15 protein-coding genes are annotated in these 18163 nt (G+C 66.9%); 6 read left to right on the forward strand and 9 right to left on the reverse strand.

The window, feature by feature from the left end:
- Positions 1-154 precede the first annotated feature (154 nt).
- The 3 genes from KDH83_RS03235 to KDH83_RS03245 form a co-directional block, all read right to left on the reverse strand.
- Positions 155-973, reverse strand: a complete 819-nt coding sequence (locus KDH83_RS03235; RefSeq protein ID WP_212312749.1) for a hypothetical protein — start codon at positions 971-973, stop codon at positions 155-157.
- 506 nt (positions 974-1479) lie between these two features.
- Positions 1480-1995, reverse strand: a complete 516-nt coding sequence (gene ssb / locus KDH83_RS03240) for a single-stranded DNA-binding protein (protein ID WP_103271690.1) — start codon at positions 1993-1995, stop codon at positions 1480-1482.
- Between the two features lie 292 nt (positions 1996-2287).
- Positions 2288-3472: an MFS transporter gene (locus KDH83_RS03245; RefSeq protein WP_212312751.1), complete on the reverse strand. Its 1185-nt coding sequence runs from the start codon at positions 3470-3472 to the stop codon at positions 2288-2290.
- Positions 3473-3603: 131 nt separating this feature from the next.
- Between KDH83_RS03245 and uvrA the strand changes: the two genes are divergently transcribed.
- Both uvrA and KDH83_RS03255 read left to right on the forward strand, forming a co-directional pair.
- Positions 3604-6462, forward strand: a complete 2859-nt coding sequence (uvrA, locus tag KDH83_RS03250; protein WP_212312754.1) for an excinuclease ABC subunit UvrA — start codon at positions 3604-3606, stop codon at positions 6460-6462.
- Positions 6463-6488: 26 nt separating this feature from the next.
- The gene (locus tag KDH83_RS03255) at positions 6489-7118 is read left to right on the forward strand and encodes a glutathione S-transferase family protein (RefSeq protein ID WP_103271693.1); all 630 of its coding nucleotides are present in this window, start codon (positions 6489-6491) and stop codon (positions 7116-7118) included.
- Positions 7119-7193: 75 nt separating this feature from the next.
- Here KDH83_RS03255 and KDH83_RS03260 read toward each other — a convergent pair whose 3' ends face one another.
- Entirely contained in the window at positions 7194-8096 is a 903-nt protein-coding gene (locus KDH83_RS03260) for a LysR family transcriptional regulator (protein WP_212312756.1), read from the reverse strand.
- A gap of 109 nt (positions 8097-8205) precedes the next feature.
- On the opposite strand from KDH83_RS03260, the gene KDH83_RS03265 reads away from it, so the two are divergent.
- Positions 8206-9213 (forward strand): tripartite tricarboxylate transporter substrate binding protein, encoded by a 1008-nt coding sequence (locus KDH83_RS03265; protein WP_212312757.1) that lies wholly within the window; start codon positions 8206-8208, stop codon positions 9211-9213.
- 42 nt (positions 9214-9255) lie between these two features.
- Positions 9256-10449: a M20 aminoacylase family protein gene (locus KDH83_RS03270; RefSeq protein WP_212312758.1), complete on the forward strand. Its 1194-nt coding sequence runs from the start codon at positions 9256-9258 to the stop codon at positions 10447-10449.
- Between the two features lie 142 nt (positions 10450-10591).
- Here the strand turns inward: KDH83_RS03270 and KDH83_RS03275 are convergent, their stop codons facing one another.
- From KDH83_RS03275 to KDH83_RS03285, 3 genes are read right to left on the reverse strand one after another with little or no spacing between them, the layout of a single operon-like run.
- The gene (locus KDH83_RS03275; RefSeq protein WP_212312780.1) at positions 10592-11719 is read right to left on the reverse strand and encodes a deoxyguanosinetriphosphate triphosphohydrolase; all 1128 of its coding nucleotides are present in this window, start codon (positions 11717-11719) and stop codon (positions 10592-10594) included.
- 34 nt (positions 11720-11753) lie between these two features.
- Complete coding sequence (gene aroB, locus KDH83_RS03280; protein WP_212312759.1) at positions 11754-12830, reverse strand: 3-dehydroquinate synthase; 1077 nt, start codon at positions 12828-12830, stop codon at positions 11754-11756.
- The gene (locus tag KDH83_RS03285) at positions 12827-13324 is read right to left on the reverse strand and encodes a shikimate kinase (protein ID WP_249204802.1); all 498 of its coding nucleotides are present in this window, start codon (positions 13322-13324) and stop codon (positions 12827-12829) included. Before KDH83_RS03285 ends, aroB begins: the two co-directional genes overlap by 4 nt.
- Positions 13325-13582: 258 nt before the next feature.
- Between KDH83_RS03285 and KDH83_RS03290 the strand changes: the two genes are divergently transcribed.
- On the forward strand, positions 13583-16027 hold the full coding sequence (locus tag KDH83_RS03290) for a penicillin-binding protein 1A (protein ID WP_212312761.1): 2445 nt from the start codon (positions 13583-13585) through the stop codon (positions 16025-16027).
- A 134-nt stretch (positions 16028-16161) separates the two neighbouring features.
- Here the strand turns inward: KDH83_RS03290 and cyaY are convergent, their stop codons facing one another.
- Positions 16162-16491 (reverse strand): iron donor protein CyaY, encoded by a 330-nt coding sequence (gene cyaY, locus KDH83_RS03295; RefSeq protein ID WP_103271701.1) that lies wholly within the window; start codon positions 16489-16491, stop codon positions 16162-16164.
- 55 nt (positions 16492-16546) lie between these two features.
- On the opposite strand from cyaY, the gene KDH83_RS03300 reads away from it, so the two are divergent.
- Positions 16547-16711, forward strand: coding sequence for a lipoprotein (locus KDH83_RS03300; protein ID WP_233772643.1), 165 nt, complete (start codon positions 16547-16549; stop codon positions 16709-16711).
- A 96-nt stretch (positions 16712-16807) separates the two neighbouring features.
- On the opposite strand, the gene ccsB is transcribed toward KDH83_RS03300, so the two are convergent.
- Positions 16808-18157: a c-type cytochrome biogenesis protein CcsB gene (ccsB, locus tag KDH83_RS03305; RefSeq protein WP_212312763.1), complete on the reverse strand. Its 1350-nt coding sequence runs from the start codon at positions 18155-18157 to the stop codon at positions 16808-16810.
- Between the last annotated feature and the right edge of the window lie 6 nt (positions 18158-18163).

Genomic DNA, 18163 nt, shown 5'->3' on the forward strand with positions numbered 1-18163 from the left:
CCAGAACGGTCGTCCGCCGCGAAGACGTCTGACTGAAAAATCGAGAGCGATGACTCCGATGACACCACGCATAACTCCGCTGTGAGGAAGCGAGGAGATGGTAATGCTGGTTTACTTCATTCCAGAAAATCCGGGTTAAAAATCAACCCCTGAATCAAGTGGAATTTCGGCGAAAAATTAAGAACATCAAACCAACAGCCAAACCAGCAATGACTCCGATAAACAGGAAAACTCCCAACACTGGAAATACTGGTTTGTCGGCGATTTGAACCTTTGAAACAGTCGTCAAATACAGATTCGAGGGAAACAGACGGCGATCGATATCGCGTTGTACGCTACGCAAGGCATCTACCAAGGAAGCGCTGTTCTGAATCTGCGATGTCAAGATTGAAATTGGCAGCAGTTGCTGGTCAGCCGGCAGCTGCTTCAACCGATTGTAATCCTTTGTCAACCTGTCATACATAACTTCCGCATCGGCAAGTTCCTGTTTGTTCTTTGTCGATTCGGCCTGCAGTTCCTTTTTCAAGGTTTCCGGAACGCGGTTATGCAGAGTGAGCAATTCCTGCGTCAAGGCTGCCGCGTACTTTTCCAGCTGACCTTTCGAATATCCAAGAAAAGTGACACTCACAAACTCAGTGTTGCGGACTTCGCTCGATTTCAGAGATTCACGAAACAGCTTTATCTCGCTCGTGTCCTCAGTGCCAGCGCCTTCCGCTCCTGCGCCAACCACCTTGAGCAGCACCGCATCCACGAAATCTCTGCTCCGAATCCGGAATGCCGTCTGGTCCACTCCCTCAATCAGGGAACCGTCCCGTATGCCTCCTGGCGTCACCTTGCCAATCTGAATCAACAGATTCGCCTGCCACTTCGGCGTGACATAGTAATAAGCACAGGTTGCAACGACAGCACCAAGAATCACCATTGCAGCCAGCTTCTTCCAATTGTGTGCCATCTTTCCGAAAAACACGTCCATCGGAGACACTTCAGATGACCTCACGCCTGAAACGGCAGCGCCGTTTTCCGGCAAGTCCCGGGTGCAACAATTATCCGGCATACATTTCCTTTAGTAATGAAACCCGCATCTTTCAATGATAGGCCCAGCCTCGTCACGATTCCTGAGCCATCAAATCAAGTCAAGAGAAAAGCGTATCAACGAGTAAAGCCGGTCAAAATGTTACATTTTGAATGTTGCACCCAAAAGAACGTTGGACCGCTATTTCAAACACATGAGCGAGGAACACTACACAGCAGGCCGATCACTGCGATCTCTCAATAAAAAGCGGCATTGATCATGCAACTTGTTGCATAGTCAATTGCCGCTCACAGATCGCGACGCATGGTCCGGGAGCCATGCTGCGATCCTCAAGTCATCCAGGTATCCAAACCAACTACTTCTGGGCCAGAAATACTGAAGCGCCTTTAGGCTCTTCAGGGCAGATCAGAACTCAACAGATCGACGTTCTAATCACGCGCCAGACCTCAGAACGGAATATCGTCGTCCATGTCCGCCAGGTTGGCGCCGCTGCTGGCCGGGGCGGCCTGCGGAGCGGGACGCTGCTGGGGCGCCGGGCGCGGGGCCGGCGCGGCGCGCTGCTGGCGCGGGGCTTCGTCGAAGCCGCCACCGCCGCCGTAGCTGCCGCCGCCGCCTTCACCGCCCTCGCGGCCGCCCAGCATCTGCATCTGGTCGGCGACGATTTCGGTGCTGTAGCGGTCGGCGCCGGTGTCCTTGTCCTGCCACTTGCGGGTCTTCAGGCGGCCTTCGATGTAGACCGAGCGGCCCTTCTTCAGGTATTCGCCAGCGATTTCAGCCAGGCGGTTGTACATGACCACGCGGTGCCACTCGGTTTCCTCGCGGCGTTCGCCGGAGGCCTTGTCCTTCCATTGGGAGGTGGTGGCGATGGACACGTTGCAGATTGCCGCCCCGTCCGGGCTGTAGCGGACTTCCGGGTCGCGACCCAGGTTGCCGACGAGTATGACTTTGTTGACCGATGCCATGCCGATGTCCCTCTGTTGTTGGCCTTGCGCCCACGCGTTGCCGCGAGCGCGCCGGCAACAACATAAAAAAACGATGTTGAAGACCGGCTTCATGAAACACGCCGGTCACCATGATGATGACCGGCGGCACAGTATGAAACCGTAAATTGATCCCGCTATTATCGACGAAAAGCGCCTGCCGCGCCAACGCCATTCGTGACAAATCTATCTCTGCGGCCCGCCGATTTGCCGGATGTTCGCGCCTGATGGCGGCGCGTTCCGCGACTTTCTGGCGTATCCGCCGCCCCGGACGCTAGGCCAGCGGCCGCAGCGCCCAGGTAACGGCCAGCCAGAGCAGCGCCAGCGCCGCCGCCGCGATGAAGACCGCATTGGCGCCCGAGTGCGAAGCCAGCCAGCCGCCCAGCGCGCCGCCGGTGAACAGGCCGGCGGCCTGGGCCGTGTTGTAGAAGCCCAGCGCCAGGCCCTTGTAGGCCGCCGGCGCCACCCGCGACACCAGCGACGGCTGCAAGGCTTCGAGCACGTTGAACACCACGAAAAAGCCCGTCAGGGCGATGGCGAAGCCATAGAAGCCCTGGCTGGCCATCGGCAGCAGCGCGCACACCAGCGCCAGTCCGGCCACGGCCGCCCGAAGGGCGCCGCGATGGGCGCGGCGCTTTTCGGCCACGAACACGACCGGCACCATCAGCACGAAGGACACCAGGATGACCGGCAGATAGACCTTCCACAGTTCGCGCGCGTCCAGCCCGCCGACCTTGGCCAGCAGCGCCGGCGCGACCACGAACAGCGCCACCTGCACCAGATGCAGCACGAATACGCCGAAGTTCAGCCGCAACAGGTCGGGATGCAGCAGCACCTCACGCGGCCGGGCCGCCTGCATGGCGCGGGCCTGGGTGCGCGGCACCACCGGCACGACCCAGCGCGCCACGGCCAGGCACACCACGCCCAGACAGGCGATGGTCCAGAACAGGCCGGACAGCCCCCACCAGCCCACCAGCACGGGCGACAGCACCAGCGAAGCGGCGAAGGACAGGCCGATCGAGCCGCCGACCATGGCCATGGCGCGGGTGCGCACCTCGTCGCGGGTGGCGTCGGCCAGCCAGGCGGTGACGGCGGCGGAAATGGCGCCCGCGCCCTGGATGGCGCGGCCGATGGTGATCCAGAACACGTCCGACGCCTGGGCGCAGACCACGCTGCCGGCCACGAACAGCAAAAGGCCGGCGATCACCACGGGCCGGCGGCCCCAGCGGTCGGATGCCAGCCCGAAGGGAATCTGCATGAAGGCCTGGGTCAGGCCGTACATGCCCAGCGCCAGGCCCACGCGGGCCGGATCGTCGCCGCCGGGCAGGCCGCGCGCCGCCACCGCGAAGACCGGCAGCAACAGGAACAGCCCCAGCATGCGCGCCGCGAACAATCCCGCCAGCGCCACGCTGGCGCGGCGCTCGGAAGGGGTCAATTTCAGTTTGGTTTCTGCCGGCATGCGGATTATTGGACGGTAATGGCCTCGGAGCGGCCCCTCGGCAAACCTGGCGGACCAACCTTGAACGCGGGACTACTCGGCGCGCTATAGTACCAAGTTGGCCTGCGATGCCACGACGACGGACGCAATCGATGGACTCGACGATACGCATACGGGGTGCGCGCACCCACAACCTCAAGAACGTCTCGCTGGACCTGCCGCGCCACAAGCTGGTGGTGGTGACCGGCCTGTCCGGCTCGGGCAAGTCCTCGCTCGCCTTCGACACGCTGTACGCCGAAGGCCAGCGTCGCTATGTCGAGAGCCTGTCGGCCTACGCGCGGCAGTTCCTGCAACTGATGGACAAGCCGGACGTGGACCTGATCGAGGGCCTGTCGCCGGCCATCTCGATCGAGCAGAAGGCCGCCGGCCACAACCCGCGCTCCACCGTCGGCACCATCACCGAGATCCACGACTACCTGCGCCTGCTGTACGCGCGCGTCGGCACGCCGTATTGCCCAGACCATGGCCTGCCGCTGCAGGCGCAGAGCGTGAGCCAGATGGTGGACGCCGTGATGGCCTGGCCGGCCGACACCCGGCTGGCCGTGCTGGCGCCGATCGCGCGCGGCAAGAAAGGCAGCTTCGAGGACGAATGCGCCAGCCTGCAGGCGCAGGGCTATGTGCGCCTGCGGGTGGACGGCCAGCTGCTGGAAATCGACGGCATGGCGCCGCTGAAGAAATCCGAGAAGCACGACATCGACGTGGTGATCGACCGCCTGCGCATCAAGCCCGAAAGCAAGCAGCGCCTGGCCGAGAGCTTCGAGACCGCGCTGCAGCTGGCCGAGGGCCGCGCGCTGGCGCTGGACATGGACAGCAGCCGCGAACAGGTCTTCTCCAGCCGCTACGCCTGCCCGGTCTGCAGCCACAGCCTGCCGGAACTGGAGCCGCGGCTGTTCAGCTTCAACAACCCGATGGGCGCCTGCCCCAGCTGCGACGGCATCGGACAGGTCGGATTCTTCGACCCCAAGCGCGTGGTCGCCTTCCCCGAGCTGAGCCTGGCCGCCGGCGCGATCCGAGGCTGGGACCGCCGCAACGCCTTCACCCACTCGCTGCTCACCAGCCTGGCCGCGCACTATGAATTCGAGATCGAAGCGCCGTTCGAGGAACTGCCCGAGGACGTGCGCCAGAAGGTGCTGTACGGTTCGGGCGACGAAGAGATCTCCTTCGTCTATCTGAACGAAAAGGGCCGCAGCACGGTCAAGCGCCACACCTTCGAAGGCGTGATCCCGAACCTGGAGCGCCGCTGGCGCGAGACCGATTCGGCCACCGTGCGCGAAGAGCTGGGCAAGTACCGCAACATCAAAACCTGCCCCGATTGCGGCGGCTCGCGCCTGCGGCCCGAGGCCCGCAACGTGCTGATCGGCCAGGACCCGCGCGGCGGCGAACGCCAAGGCCAGGCCATCTACGAAGTCGAGGCCATGCCGCTGTCGGCCTGCCTGGCCTGGTTCCGCGACCTGAGCCTGGCCGGCGCCAAGCAGGAGATCGCGCAGCGCATCGTGCGCGAGATCGAGGCGCGGCTGAGCTTCCTGAACAACGTGGGCCTGAACTACCTGTCGCTGGACCGCAGCGCCGATACGATTTCCGGCGGCGAGGCCCAGCGCATCCGGCTGGCCAGCCAGATCGGCTCGGGCCTGACCGGCGTCATGTACGTGCTGGACGAGCCGTCCATCGGCCTGCACCAGCGCGACAACGACCGCCTGATCGGCACGCTGCAGCACCTGCGCGACCTGGGCAACAGCGTGATCGTGGTCGAGCACGACGAGGACATGATCCGCATGGCCGACTGGGTCGTGGACATGGGCCCCGGCGCCGGCGAACACGGCGGCCAGGTGGTGGCGCAGGGCGATCCCGAGGCCGTGCAGCGCGACCCCGCCTCGCTCACCGGCCAGTACCTGAGCGGCGCGCGCGCCATCGCCATTCCGCAGCGCCGGCCGGTCAACGACGAGCTGCCCTGGCTGACGCTCACCGGCGCCACCGGCAACAACCTGAAGAACGTGGACCTGCGCATCCCCGCCGGCCGGCTGGTCTGCGTGACCGGCGTGTCCGGCTCGGGCAAATCCACGCTGGTCAACGACACGCTGGCCGTGGCCGTGTCGCGCCAGCTGCACCACGCGCAGAGCGAGCCCGCGCCCTACGCGGCCATGCAGGGCCTGGAGCATTTCGACAAGATCATCAGCGTCGACCAAAGCCCCATCGGCCGCACGCCGCGCAGCAACCCGGCCACCTACACGGGCCTGTTCACGCCGATCCGCGAACTGTTCGCCGGCGTGCCGGAAGCGCGCACGCGCGGCTACGATCCGGGCCGCTTCAGCTTCAACGTCAAGGGCGGACGCTGCGAGGCCTGCCAGGGCGACGGCGTGGTCAAGGTGGAGATGCACTTCCTGCCCGACATGTACGTGCCCTGCGATGTCTGCCACGGCAAGCGCTACAACCGCGAAACGCTGGAGATCCGCTACCGCGGCCGCAATATCAGCGAGGTGCTGGACCTGACGGTGGAACAGGCGCTGGAATATTTCGAGTCGGTGCCGGCCATCGCGCGCAAGCTGCACACGCTGATCGATGTGGGCCTGTCCTACATCCGGCTGGGCCAGAGCGCCACCACGCTGTCCGGCGGCGAGGCGCAGCGCGTCAAGCTGTCGCTGGAGCTGTCGCGCCGCAGCACCGGGCGCACGCTGTATATCCTGGACGAACCCACCACCGGCCTGCACTTCCGCGACATCGAACTGCTGCTGCAGGTGCTGAACCAGCTGGTGGACAGCGGCAACACCGTGCTCATCATCGAACACAACCTGGACGTGATCAAGACGGCCGACTGGCTGGTCGACATGGGCCCGGAAGGCGGCGACGGCGGCGGGCGCGTGGTCGCGCAAGGCACGCCCGAAACCGTGGCGGCCGCCGAGGCCAGCCATACCGGCCACTACCTGGGCAAGGTGCTGCGCCGCACGGCCAGCTGAGTTTTCACCCACATAGAACGCGACACATGTACACCCTGATCATCGGCAACAAGAATCTCTCTTCCTGGTCCATGCGCCCCTGGCTGGCGCTGCGCGCGGCGGGCATTGCCTTCACCGAGCAGAAACTGGCGTTCAACACCGAGGCGTTCGCCCGCGGCGTGGGCGAAGTCTCGCCCGCCGGGCTGGTGCCGGTGCTGCTGGATGACGAATTCGCGATCTGGGATTCGCTGGCCATCTGCGAATACCTGGCCGACCGCCATCCCGAGGCCGGCCTGTGGCCGGCGCAGCCCCAGGCGCGCGCCCGCGCGCGTTCGCTGGCGGCGCAGATGCACAGCGGCTTCGCCGCGCTGCGCCAGGCCATGCCGCTGAACGTGGCGGCGCGCCTGCCCGCCGCCGAATTCTCCGACGCCGTCCGGCAGGACATCTCCCGGATACTGGACCTCTGGCAGGACGCGCGCGCGCAGTTCGGCCAGGGCGGTCCCTTCCTGTTCGGCGCCTTCTCCATCGCCGACGCGTTCTACGCGCCGGTGGTGTCGCGCTTCACGACTTATGGCGTCAGCGTCACCGGCGACGCGCGCGCCTACATGGATGCCGTGCTGGCGCACCCCGCCATGCAGGAATGGATCCGCGACTCGCAGGCCGAAGCGGCCGCGTGACCGCAACCAAGGCGCGCTGAAACGCCTGGCCGCGAGGCAGCGCGCCGCCAGCCAGCGCACCGGGCCGGCGCGCGCTCAATCGCGCAAGCGATCGCTCACGAAGGCGCGCAGCAGTCCCATCGCCGGCGCCTCGGTGCGGCCGGCCAGCGTCACCAGCGCGAACTGCGCATGGCTGTCCAGCGGCGGATCCAGCATCAGCTCGATCAGCTCCCCCGACAGGATGCCCTCGCGCGCCGCCGCCACGATGCCCAGGAACACCGCGTCCGACGCGCGCACCGTCTCCAGCAGGCTGCCGATCTCCTCGCAGCGCAGGCGCACGGCGGTCTTGGGATCGGCGCCGATGCCGTAGCGGTCGATGAGGATCCGCGCGGTGTCCGCCGGCAGGAAGGTGGACGCCAGCGGGTACGCGGCCACCTCGGCGAAACGCGGCGGCCGGTGTAGCGCCGCCAGCGGATGGCCGCTGCGGCAGATGAAGCCCGCGCGCATCTGCGACACCGGTTCGATGCGCAGGTCCGCCGACGGCGCGATGCCGCGGATGTCCACCACCAGCGCATCCAGCCTGCGCGTGCGCAGCATGCCCAGGTGCGCTTCCTGCGACCCGCGCATCACCTCGATGCTCAACTGCGGGTGCTGCTGCGCCACGTGCACCAGCAGCGGCGTCAGCAGCAGCACGCCCGGCCCCGAGCCCAGCGCGATGCTGATGGTGCCCTGCCCGCCTTGCGTCAACAGGTCGGTGCTGCGGCGCAGCTCGGCCGATTCGAACAGGATGCGGCGCGCGCGGCTGGCCACGGTCAGGCCCAGCGGCGTCAGCTCGGTGCGCTTGCCCATGCGGTCCAGCAGCCGCGTGCCCAGGTCTTCCTCCAGCAGGCGAATGCTGCGGCTCAGCGCCGACTGCGTGAGGTGCAGGCGCTCGGCCGCGCGGCTGAACGAACCGGCCTCGGCCACGGCCAACAGGTGCTCCAGCTGCTTGAGGTTCATGTCCAAGTATGAGTTTTTTTTCTACATCCCAGAATAACAAGTCGTTAGACAACTAGCGAGCACTGTCCCTAGGATTCCGGATACTCATAACACTTCAAGGGAAACAAGTATGGGCACGCTATCCGGATGCCTGCGCCTGGCCGGCTGTATGCTGGCGCTCGGCGCCACGCTGATGAGCCAGGGCGCGAGCGCGGCGGACTACCCCAGCCGCCCCGTCATGATGATGGTCCCCTACCCTGCCGGCGGCGCATCGGACGCCATCGCCCGCGTCGTGGCGGCGCCCACGTCCAAGCAGCTGGGCCAGCCGGTGCTGGTGGAAAACCTGGGCGGCGTCAGCGGCGCGCTGGGCGCGCAGAAAGTGCTGTCGGCCCGCGCCGACGGCTACTACCTGTTCCAGGGCTCGCCCAACGAACTGATCCTGGCGCCCCTTGCCAACGCCAGCGTCAAGCTCAAGAGCGAGGACTTCCAGCTGGTGCAGATGATCGGCCTGGCGCCGCTGGTGATCGTGGCGCGCAAGGACCTGCCGGCCAACAACGCCGATGAACTCGTCAAGCTGGCGCGCTCGCGCGCGGCCACGCAGCCGCTCAGCTTCGGCAGCGTGGGCGTGGGCTCGCTGTATCACGTGCTGGGCGAACACATGGCGCGCACCATCGGCGCGGAAATGATGCACGTGCCCTACAAGGGCGGCGCGCCGCTGATGCAGGACATGGGCGGCGGCCAGGTCGATTTCGCCATCATGCCGCTGGCGCAGCAGCACGTGGCGCTGGCCGAGCAGGGCCGCGTCAAGCTGCTGGGCACGCTCAGCCCGCGCCGCAGCGCCCTGCCCGCGCTGGCGGCCGTGCCCTCGGTCAACGAGGGCGAGCTGCTCAAGGGCTTCAACTTCACCACCTGGACAGGCTACTTCGTCAAGCGCGACACCCCGGCGGACGTGGTGACGCGGCTGCACGCCGCGCTCAACGCCGCGATGCAGGACGCCGAGGTCAAGCGCGGCCTGGAGGCCCAGAACATCGAGGTGTCTGCGCCCATGACCCCGGCCGAGGCCGACGCCATGTACCAGGCCGAGACCGTGCGCTTCCGCGAAATTTCCAGCCATGTGAAACTGGCTGACGCGCCCTGACCGCCCCCCGCGCGCCACACACTCAAACGGAGACACACCGACATGCATCCGATTCTTGAAACCGTCACCCAAGGCGCCGACGAATTCGTCGCGCTGCGCCGCGACATCCACCGCCATCCCGAACTGGGCTACCAGGAATTCCGCACCAGCGACCTGGTGGCGCAATGCCTGACGCAATGGGGCTATGAAGTCGAGCGCGGCCTGGGCGGCACCGGCGTGGTCGGCCAGCTGCGCCGCGGCAAGGGCGGCAAGCGCCTGGGCCTGCGCGCCGACATGGACGCGCTGCCGATCCAGGAAGCCACCGGCCTGGAACACGCCAGCTGCAACGAAGGCATCATGCACGCCTGTGGCCACGACGGCCACACCGCCATGCTGCTGGCGGCGGCGCATCACCTGGCCAAGCATGGCGAGTTCGACGGCACGCTGAACCTGATCTTCCAACCGGCCGAGGAAGGCCTGGGCGGCGCCAAGCGCATGATGGAAGACGGGCTGTTCAGCAAGTATCCCTGCGACGCCATCTTCGCCATGCACAACATGCCCGGCCATCCGCAAGGCCACCTGCTGCTGCGCGACGGCGCGGCCATGGCGTCCTCGGACAACGTCACCATCACGCTGGAAGGCGTGGGCGGGCACGGCGCGATGCCGCATTGTGCCGCCGATCCGGTGGTCGCCGGCGCGGCCATCGTCATGGGCCTGCAGAGCATCGTGGCCCGCAACGTCGATCCGCTGCACATGTCGGTGATCACGGTGGGCGCCTTCAACGCCGGCAAGGCCAACAACGTCATTCCGCAGACAGCGACGCTCAAGCTCAGCGTGCGCGCGCTGGACCGCGACGTGCGCAACCTGCTGGAAGACCGCATCACCGAACTGGTCCACAACCAGGCCGCCAGCTACCAGGTGCGCGCCACCATCGACTACAAACGCGGCTATCCGGTGCTGGTCAACACCGTCGCCGAAACCGATTTCGCGCGCCAGGTGGCGCTGGAACTGGTGGGCGCGGACAAGGTCGTGCCGCAGACGCGGCCGCTGACCGGCAGCGAGGACTTCGCCTTCATGCTGGAGGAAGTGCCCGGCTCGTACCTGCTGGTCGGCAACGGCGATGGCTCGCCGGACGGCTTCAACAGCGGCCACGGCGCCTGCATGGTGCACAACCCCGGCTACGACTTCAACGACCACAGCCTGCCGGTGGGCGCGGCGTACTGGGTGCTGCTGACGCAGCGCTTCCTGAGGGGGTAGGCCCACCCCCGAAGCGCTAACGCGCTTCCCCCTCAAGGGGGCATGCCTATGGACCGGCAAAGCCGGCTCCATGGCATCCCGATGGGGTGATACCTGTCGCATGCGGCGCAATCGCGCCATGGGGACCGGGACCGATCCGCGTCTACGCCATCTCGAACAGGCGCTTGTGTTCGCGGATGGCGTAGCGGTCGGTCATGCCGGCGATGTAGTCGGCGATGGCGCGCGCCTGCTCGTTGAAGGCCGGCCGGCGATAGTCGGGCGGCAGCAGGCGCGGGTCGTCCAGGAAGGCCGCGAACAGTTCGCGCACGATGCGGCGCGCCTTGGTGGTCATGCGCAGCACGCGGTAGTGGCGGTACAGGTTGTCGAACAGGAATTTCTTCAGCTCGTCGGCCTCGCGCCGGATCTCGTCCGAAAAGCCGGCCAGCGGCGGCGCGCGCCGCACGTCGTCGGCGCTGGCCGGCGCATGCTCGGCGATGCGCGCCAGCGAGGTGCGGGTCAGGTCGGCGATCAGCGTGTTGATCATGCGGCGGATGGTTTCCGACACGGCGCGGCGCGACGGCAGATCGGGATAGCGCGCCAGCACCTCGGCGTGATGGCGGCCGAAGATGGCCACGTCCTGCATCTGCTCGACCGTGATCAGGCCCGACCGCAGGCCGTCGTCGATGTCGTGGTTGTTGTAGGCGATCTCGTCGGCCAGGTTGGCCAGCTGCGCCTCCAGCGAGGGCTGGGTGCGCTCCAGGAAGCGCACGCCCACCGCGCCCAGCTGGCGCGCGTGCGCCGCCGAGCAGTGCTTGAGGATGCCTTCGCGCGTCTCGAAGCACAGGTTCAGGCCGTTGAAATCGGCGTAGCGCTCTTCCAGCTCGTCCACCACGCGCAGGCTCTGCAGGTTGTGCTCGAAGCCGCCGGCCTCGGGCGCCAGCTCGCGCATGCAGGCGTTGAGTTCGTCCTGGCCGGCGTGGCCGAACGGCGTGTGGCCCAGGTCATGGGCCAGCGAGATGGCCTCGGTCAGGTCTTCCGACAGGGCCAGGCTGCGCGCCAGCGTGCGCGCGATCTGCGCCACTTCCAGGCTGTGGGTCAGGCGGGTGCGGAACAGGTCGCCTTCGTGGTTGACGAAGACCTGGGTCTTGTATTCCAGCCGCCGGAACGCGCCGGAATGCACGATGCGGTCGCGATCGCGCTGGAACTCGGTCCGATTTTCCGGCGGGGGCTCGGCATGGGTCCGGCCGCGCGATCGGGACGGGTCGGATGCATAGGAAGCCAATTCGTTCATCTGCACTGCACCGTCTCCTGTCACGGTTGTCGATCTAGGCGGTGGTCCGGGCCAATACGGCGCGCACCGCCTCGTCGGGCGCCGCGCGGGTCACGGCCTCGCCGATGCGGGTCATGAGCACGTAGCGGATCGAGCCGCCCTCGGTCTTCTTGTCGACCTGCATCAGGTCCAGCCAGCGGTCGGCGCCCAGGTCGGGCGCGGTGACCGGGCAGCCGATGCCCTCGACCAGCGCGCGCACGCGCGCGACGTCGGCGCGCGCAAAGCCCGCCACGTCGGCCGACAGCTCGGCCGCCTGCACCATGCCGCAGCCCACGGCCTCGCCGTGCAGCCAGGCGCCATAGCCCAGGCCCGCCTCGATGGCATGGCCGAAGGTGTGGCCCAGGTTCAGGATGGCGCGCAGGCCGGACTCGCGTTCGTCCTTGCCCACCACCTGCGCCTTCAGCTCGCAGGAGCGGCGGATGGCGTAGGTCACGGCGTCCGGATCCAGCGCGCGCAGCTTGGGCGCGTTCAGTTCGCACCAGGCCCAGAATTCCGGGTCCAGGATCAGGCCGTACTTGATCACCTCGGCCAGCCCGGCCGACACTTCGCGCGCCGGCAGCGTGTTCAGCACGTCGGTATCGATCTCGACCGCCACCGGCTGATAGAACGCGCCGATCATGTTCTTGCCCAGCGGGTGGTTGACCGCGGTCTTGCCGCCCACCGAGGAATCGACCTGCGCCAGCAGCGTGGTCGGCACCTGCAGGAAGCGCACCCCGCGCATGTAGACGGCGGCGGCGAAGCCGGTCATGTCGCCGATCACCCCGCCGCCCAGCGCCACCAGCACGCAGCGCCGGTCCAGCCGCTGCGACAGCAGCGCGTCGAAGATCAGGTTGAGCGACTGCCAGTCCTTGTAGGACTCGCCATCGGGCAGCTCGATGCGCAGCACGCGCTTGCCGGTACGCGCCAGCGCCGCCTCGGCGCGCTCGCCGTACAGCGCCGCCACGGTCGGATTGGTGACCACGGCGATGGCGGTGGCGTCGGCCGGGATGCACTGGTCCAGGCGGTCCAGGCGGCCGGGGCCGATATGGATGGGGTAGCTGCCCCCGGGAGTGTCGACCTCGACTACATTCATGTGCGCTTCTCGAAAGCTTGCAATTGCGGCAGCAGACCCTTGACCAGAGTCTGGATGGGCGTGGAACCGGTCTCGACCACCAGGTCGGCGACTTCGCGGTAGTAAGGCTCGCGGCGGGTCATCAGGTCGCGCAGCGTGCCCTTGGGATCGGCCGTGGCCAGCAGCGGGCGGTTGCGGTCGCGGCAGGTGCGGCGGAACAATTCATCCACGCTGGCCCTCAGATAGACGACGATGCCGCGCTCGTGCAGCCGCTGGCGGTTTTCCGGCGCCAGGATGGCGCCGCCGCCGGTGGCGAGAATAATGTTGCGCCGTTGGGTACACTCTTCCAGTGCGGCGGATTCCCGGCGACGGAAACCGGCCTCGCCCTCGATTTCGAAGATTACCGGCACACGCACGCCGCAACGCGCCTCCAGCTCATGATCCAGATCGACGAAGTCGCGCCCCAGGGCGCGCGCCAGGCTGCGGCCTATGGTCGTCTTGCCCGCCCCCATCATGCCCACCAGGAACACGGGCAGGTCATGCGGCAGGGTCACGGTCTTGCCGGCGCATTCGGCGGCGCAGGGCTGGAGTTCGGGCGCCTCGCCGGAGGGCGCCAGGTCCGGGTCAGCCTCCGGACATGAGCTTGCGGATACGTTCATGACGGCAATTATCACATTGCCGCCAGTTGCCCGCGCGCCACACTGAACGATATTGTTACAGAAACCGGCTTCCCGCTCCCAGGCGGGACCTGAGATACCCGTAAAATCGCCGCGATGAGCAAGCCCCAGAATTCCTCCAAGAAAGACAAGCCCGCCAAAGGCGGTTCGCCGTTCCTGCGATTTTTCGTCAAGGCGGGCATTTTCTGCGCGGGCCTGTTCCTGTGCGGCGTGCTGCTGGCCGGCATGGCGCTGGCGCTGGCCTGGCCCAACCTGCCCGACCTGAACGCCATGACGGACTACCGTCCGCGGGTACCGCTGCGCGTCTACACGGCCGACCGGGTGCTGATCGGCGAGTTCGGCGAAGAGCGCCGCAACGTGCTGCGCTTCAACGAAATCCCGGACGTGATGAAGTCCGCGGTGCTGGCGGCCGAGGACGACCGCTTCTACCAGCACGGCGGCATCGACTGGGTGGGCGTGGTGCGCGCCGGTCTGACCAACCTCGTCAACATGTCCAAGACGCAGGGCGCCAGCACGATCACCATGCAGGTGGCGCGCAACTTCTACCTGTCGTCGGAAAAGACCTACTCGCGCAAGTTCTACGAGCTGCTGCTCACATTCAAGATCGAGTCCCAGCTCACCAAGGACCAGATCCTTGAGCTGTACATGAACCAGATCTACCTGGGCCACCGCGCCTACGGCTTCGCCGCCGCGTCGCGCACCTATTTCGGCAAGCAGCTGTCGGACATCACGCCGGCCGAGGCCGCCATGCTGGCCGGCATCCCCAAGGCCCCGTCGCGCTTCAACCCGATCGCCAACCGCCCCCGCGCCGAGCTGCGCCAGCGCTACGTGCTGGGCCGCATGCAGTCGCTGGGCTACCTGACCGAGGCCGAGTACAAGCAGGCGATGGCCCAGCCCATCGTGATGAAGTCGGCCGAGGGCACGCCCGCCGGCGGCTACGCCATCCACGGCGAATACGTGGCCGAGCTGGCGCGCCAGCTGCTGTTCAACGTGTACCAGGACAACGTCTATTCGCGCGGCCTGAACATCTACACCACGGTGCAGTCCAAGGACCAGGAAGCCGCCTACCGCGCCGTGCGCGAGGGCGTGCTGGAATACACCCGCCGCGCGCCCTACCCCGGCCCGGAAGAGCAGCTCGACCTGCCCGCCGGCACCGAGAGCAACCCGCAGGCGCTGGACGACTTCCTGGACGGCGTGTTCGACAAGTTCAGCGACAGCGGCGACCTGCTGACCGCGCTGGTGCTGTCGGCCAGCCCCACCGAAGTGAAGCTGGCGCGCAGCTCGCGCGAGATCATCACCATCACCGACAAGAAGGTGCTGGGCGTGGTGGCGCGCGCGCTGAACGACAAGGCCAAGCCCGAACAGCGCATCAAGCGCGGCTCGGTGGTCTACATCCGCAAGTTCGGCGACAACTGGGAAATCATCAACCTGCCGGCCGTGCAGGCGGCCTTCGTCGCCCTGTCGCCGCAGGACGGCGCCATCCGCGCCATGGTGGGCGGCTTCGACTTCTATCGCGGCAACTTCAACCGCGTGACCCAGGCCTGGCGCCAGCCGGGCTCGAACATCAAGCCCTTCATCTACGCCGCCTCGCTGGAACGCGGCCTGACGCCGGCCACGCAGATCTCCGACCTGCCGTTCGAGCTGTCGGCGGCCCAGACCGGCTCCAAGGCCTGGACGCCCAAGAACTACGGCAACCAGTACGAGCCCATGCTGACGCTGCGCCAGGGCCTGTACAAGTCCAAGAACATGGTGTCGATCCGCATCCTGCAGGCCATCGGCCCGCAGTACGGCCAGGACTACCTGACCCGCTTCGGCTTCGACAAGGCCCGCCAGCCCGCGGTGCTGCCGCTGGCGCTGGGCGCGGGCTCGGTCACGCCGCTGCAGGTGGCCGGCGCCTACGCGGTGTTCGCCAATGGCGGCTACCGCATCACGCCCTACCTGATCGACCGCGTGACCGACAGCAACGGCAAGGTCATCATGCAGTCCAAGCCGGTCGTGGCCGGCGACGCGGCGGCCCGCGCCATCGATCCGCGCACCGCCTGGATCATGGACGACATCCTGCGCGGCGTGGCCACCTACGGCACCGCCGCCCGCGCGCGCGTGCTGCTCAAGCGCAACGACATCGCCGGCAAGACCGGCACCACCAACGAATCGGTGGACGCCTGGTTCTCGGGCTACACGCCCTCGCTGGTCGCGACCTCGTGGCTGGGCTTCGACCAGCCCAAGTCGCTGGGCTCGCGCGAGACCGGCGGCGGCGTCGCCATGCCGATCTGGGTGGACTACATGCAGACCGCGCTCAAGGGCGTGCCCGAGGAAAAGCCGCGCCCCCGCCCGGACGGCATCATCGTCGAGAACGGCGAATACTATTTCTCGGAATTCCCGCCGGGACAGGCGGTGGCCCGCCTGGGCCTGCCGCAAGCCGACACGCTGGGCGAGTTCCTCAACGGCCTGGGTGGCGGCGGCGAGGACAACAGCATCAAGGTGGCGCCGGGCGTCGGCGCCCAGGGCTCCGCCCCCTGGTCGCAGAAGATACCGTTCTGAACGTGAAAAAGCCGGCTCTGACAGAGCCGGCTTTTTCATGGCCGGGCCGCCGCCCGACGGGTGTTCGCGTCCGGTCGGACAGGGGCCTCGAGAGGCGCCCGCGCGGCGGACGGCGCGAGGCCCCGCAGGAACGGCTACAGGCGGATCGTCACCGGCACGCCGGCGGCGGCCGAACAGATCTGCGACAGCGCGTCCGGCAGCTGCGGACCGCCCCGCGTGTCATTCCAGTGCTGTCCGTCGAAGCGATAATGGAAGCCGCCGCTGCGCGCCGCGACCCACAGCTCCTGCATGGCGGCCTGGCTGTTCACCACCACGTGGGTGTTGTCTTCGAATACCATCGTCAGCACGTTGCCGCTGCGGCTGGTTTCGACATCGACGTCGAGCGAAGCCGCCCAGTCATCGGCCTGGCTTTCGATGCTGTTCAGCACCTGGTCGATCAACGCAAGAAATTCGGTTTCGGTCATAATCGAGCCTGCAAGAATTACGGAGTTCCCAGTGTCCCAATTGGCATCTAGCCGCATGGCTCTTCGCATTGTAGCCACGCTCGTGGCGACCGGCCTGGTCGCGGCCTGCGGTTACAAGGGTCCTTTATACATGCCGACGCCCGATGGCAAGCCGCCGTCGACCGCCAAGCAGCAGAAACAACAGCAGCCGATCATCCCGCCCGCGCCTGCGCTGCCCTGACGCGCAAGGACCGTATGCGCCTGGGCTGCCGGGCGCGGCAGGCAACAAAAAGCCCCCGCATGCGGGGGCTTTTTGCTGGAGCGCGATCCCGGCCGATCAGAGCTGGCCGTAGGAATGCAGGCCCGACAGGTACATGTTCACGCCCAGGAAGGCGAAGCCGGTGATCAGCAGGCCGGTCAGCGCCCAGTACGCCGCCATGGTGCCGCGCAGGCCCTTGATCAGGCGCATGTGCAGCCAGGCCGCGTAGTTGAGCCAGACGATCAGCGCCCAGGTTTCCTTCGGATCCCACTGCCAGTAGGCGCCCCAGGCGTCGGCCGCCCACAGCGCGCCCAGGATGGTGGCCACCGTGAAGAAGGCGAAGCCGATGGCGATGGCGCGATACATGATGTCGTCCAGCACCTCCAGCGACGGCAGCGCGGCGGCGATGCGGCGCCGGCCCAGCAGGATGGCGCCGACGATCACCGCGCCGATGCCGAAATACAGCATCCAGGTAGCCGACAGGCCTTCCGAGCGGAACACCATCGGTTCGGCGCACAGCAGCACGCCCAGCACGAACAGCGGCGCCAGCTTGAGCCAGGACGAGGTCTGGCCGTGCTGCTTGACCAGGTAGGCGAAGCCCACCATGGCCGCCAGCGAGAAGGTGCCGTAGCCGATGAAGTTGGCTGGCACATGCAGCTTCATCCACCAGCTCTTGAGCGCCGGCACCAGCGGCTGGATCTGCCCGGCGTCGCGGGTGAACGAATACCACAGCAGGAACACCACCGCCGAGGTCACCACCAGCAGCACGAAGCCGCCCAGCGCGCGGGTGGCGTACTTGCGTTCGTAGTACAGGTAGAACAGCGCCGTGATCAGCGCGAACAGCACGAACACTTCATACAGGTTGCTGACCGGGATGTGGCCCAGGTCCGGGCCCATCAGGTGGCCTTCGCGCCAGCGCACCAGCATGCCGGTGGTGCCGGCGAACACCGCGCCCCAGGTCAGCGCCGTGCCCAGCCAGGCGGCCGTGGGGCTGAAGAAGCCGATCCAGTAGCAGGCCATGGCCAGCGCGAACAACGCGCTCATCCACAGGATGGCCGATTGCGACGAGAACAGGTATTTCAGGAAGAACACCTGCTCGGCGCGCGCCAGGTCGTTGCCGTAGAGCATCAGCGCCACGCCGGCCGCGATGGCACAGGCCACCATCAGGCCGCGCAGCGGACGCCACAACCAGCCCAGCCAGGCCAGCGCCGGCACGGTGCCGCACAGGATGATCTTCTCGTAGTAGTCCATGGCGCCGCCATGGCGCATGAGCGCATAGCCCGCGCCGGCCGACAGCAGCAGGAAGAACACGAGGTCGGTCCAGTCGGGCCGGCCGCGCTGGGCGCGGCTGTCGCCGGTTTCGGACAGCCCGTCCTGCCACAGCGTTTCAGGCGAGGAGGAATGCGTGGTGGTGGTCGTCGTGGACATGGAACC

Source organism: Achromobacter sp. Marseille-Q0513 (assembly GCF_018195695.1).
Classification (GTDB): Bacteria; Pseudomonadota; Gammaproteobacteria; order Burkholderiales; family Burkholderiaceae_B; genus Achromobacter.

Coding starts and splice junctions, on each gene's coding strand:
- KDH83_RS03235 (WP_212312749.1), bottom strand. CDS start 973: ATGGACGTGTTTTTCGGAAAGATGGCACACAATTGGAAGAAGCTGGCT.
- ssb (WP_103271690.1), bottom strand. CDS start 1,995: ATGGCATCGGTCAACAAAGTCATACTCGTCGGCAACCTGGGTCGCGAC.
- KDH83_RS03245 (WP_212312751.1), bottom strand. CDS start 3,472: ATGCCGGCAGAAACCAAACTGAAATTGACCCCTTCCGAGCGCCGCGCC.
- uvrA (WP_212312754.1), top strand. CDS start 3,604: ATGGACTCGACGATACGCATACGGGGTGCGCGCACCCACAACCTCAAG.
- KDH83_RS03255 (WP_103271693.1), top strand. CDS start 6,489: ATGTACACCCTGATCATCGGCAACAAGAATCTCTCTTCCTGGTCCATG.
- KDH83_RS03260 (WP_212312756.1), bottom strand. CDS start 8,096: ATGAACCTCAAGCAGCTGGAGCACCTGTTGGCCGTGGCCGAGGCCGGT.
- KDH83_RS03265 (WP_212312757.1), top strand. CDS start 8,206: ATGGGCACGCTATCCGGATGCCTGCGCCTGGCCGGCTGTATGCTGGCG.
- KDH83_RS03270 (WP_212312758.1), top strand. CDS start 9,256: ATGCATCCGATTCTTGAAACCGTCACCCAAGGCGCCGACGAATTCGTC.
- KDH83_RS03275 (WP_212312780.1), bottom strand. CDS start 11,719: ATGAACGAATTGGCTTCCTATGCATCCGACCCGTCCCGATCGCGCGGC.
- aroB (WP_212312759.1), bottom strand. CDS start 12,830: ATGAATGTAGTCGAGGTCGACACTCCCGGGGGCAGCTACCCCATCCAT.
- KDH83_RS03285 (WP_249204802.1), bottom strand. CDS start 13,324: ATGATGGGGGCGGGCAAGACGACCATAGGCCGCAGCCTGGCGCGCGCC.
- KDH83_RS03290 (WP_212312761.1), top strand. CDS start 13,583: ATGAGCAAGCCCCAGAATTCCTCCAAGAAAGACAAGCCCGCCAAAGGC.
- cyaY (WP_103271701.1), bottom strand. CDS start 16,491: ATGACCGAAACCGAATTTCTTGCGTTGATCGACCAGGTGCTGAACAGC.
- KDH83_RS03300 (WP_233772643.1), top strand. CDS start 16,547: ATGGCTCTTCGCATTGTAGCCACGCTCGTGGCGACCGGCCTGGTCGCG.
- ccsB (WP_212312763.1), bottom strand. CDS start 18,157: ATGTCCACGACGACCACCACCACGCATTCCTCCTCGCCTGAAACGCTG.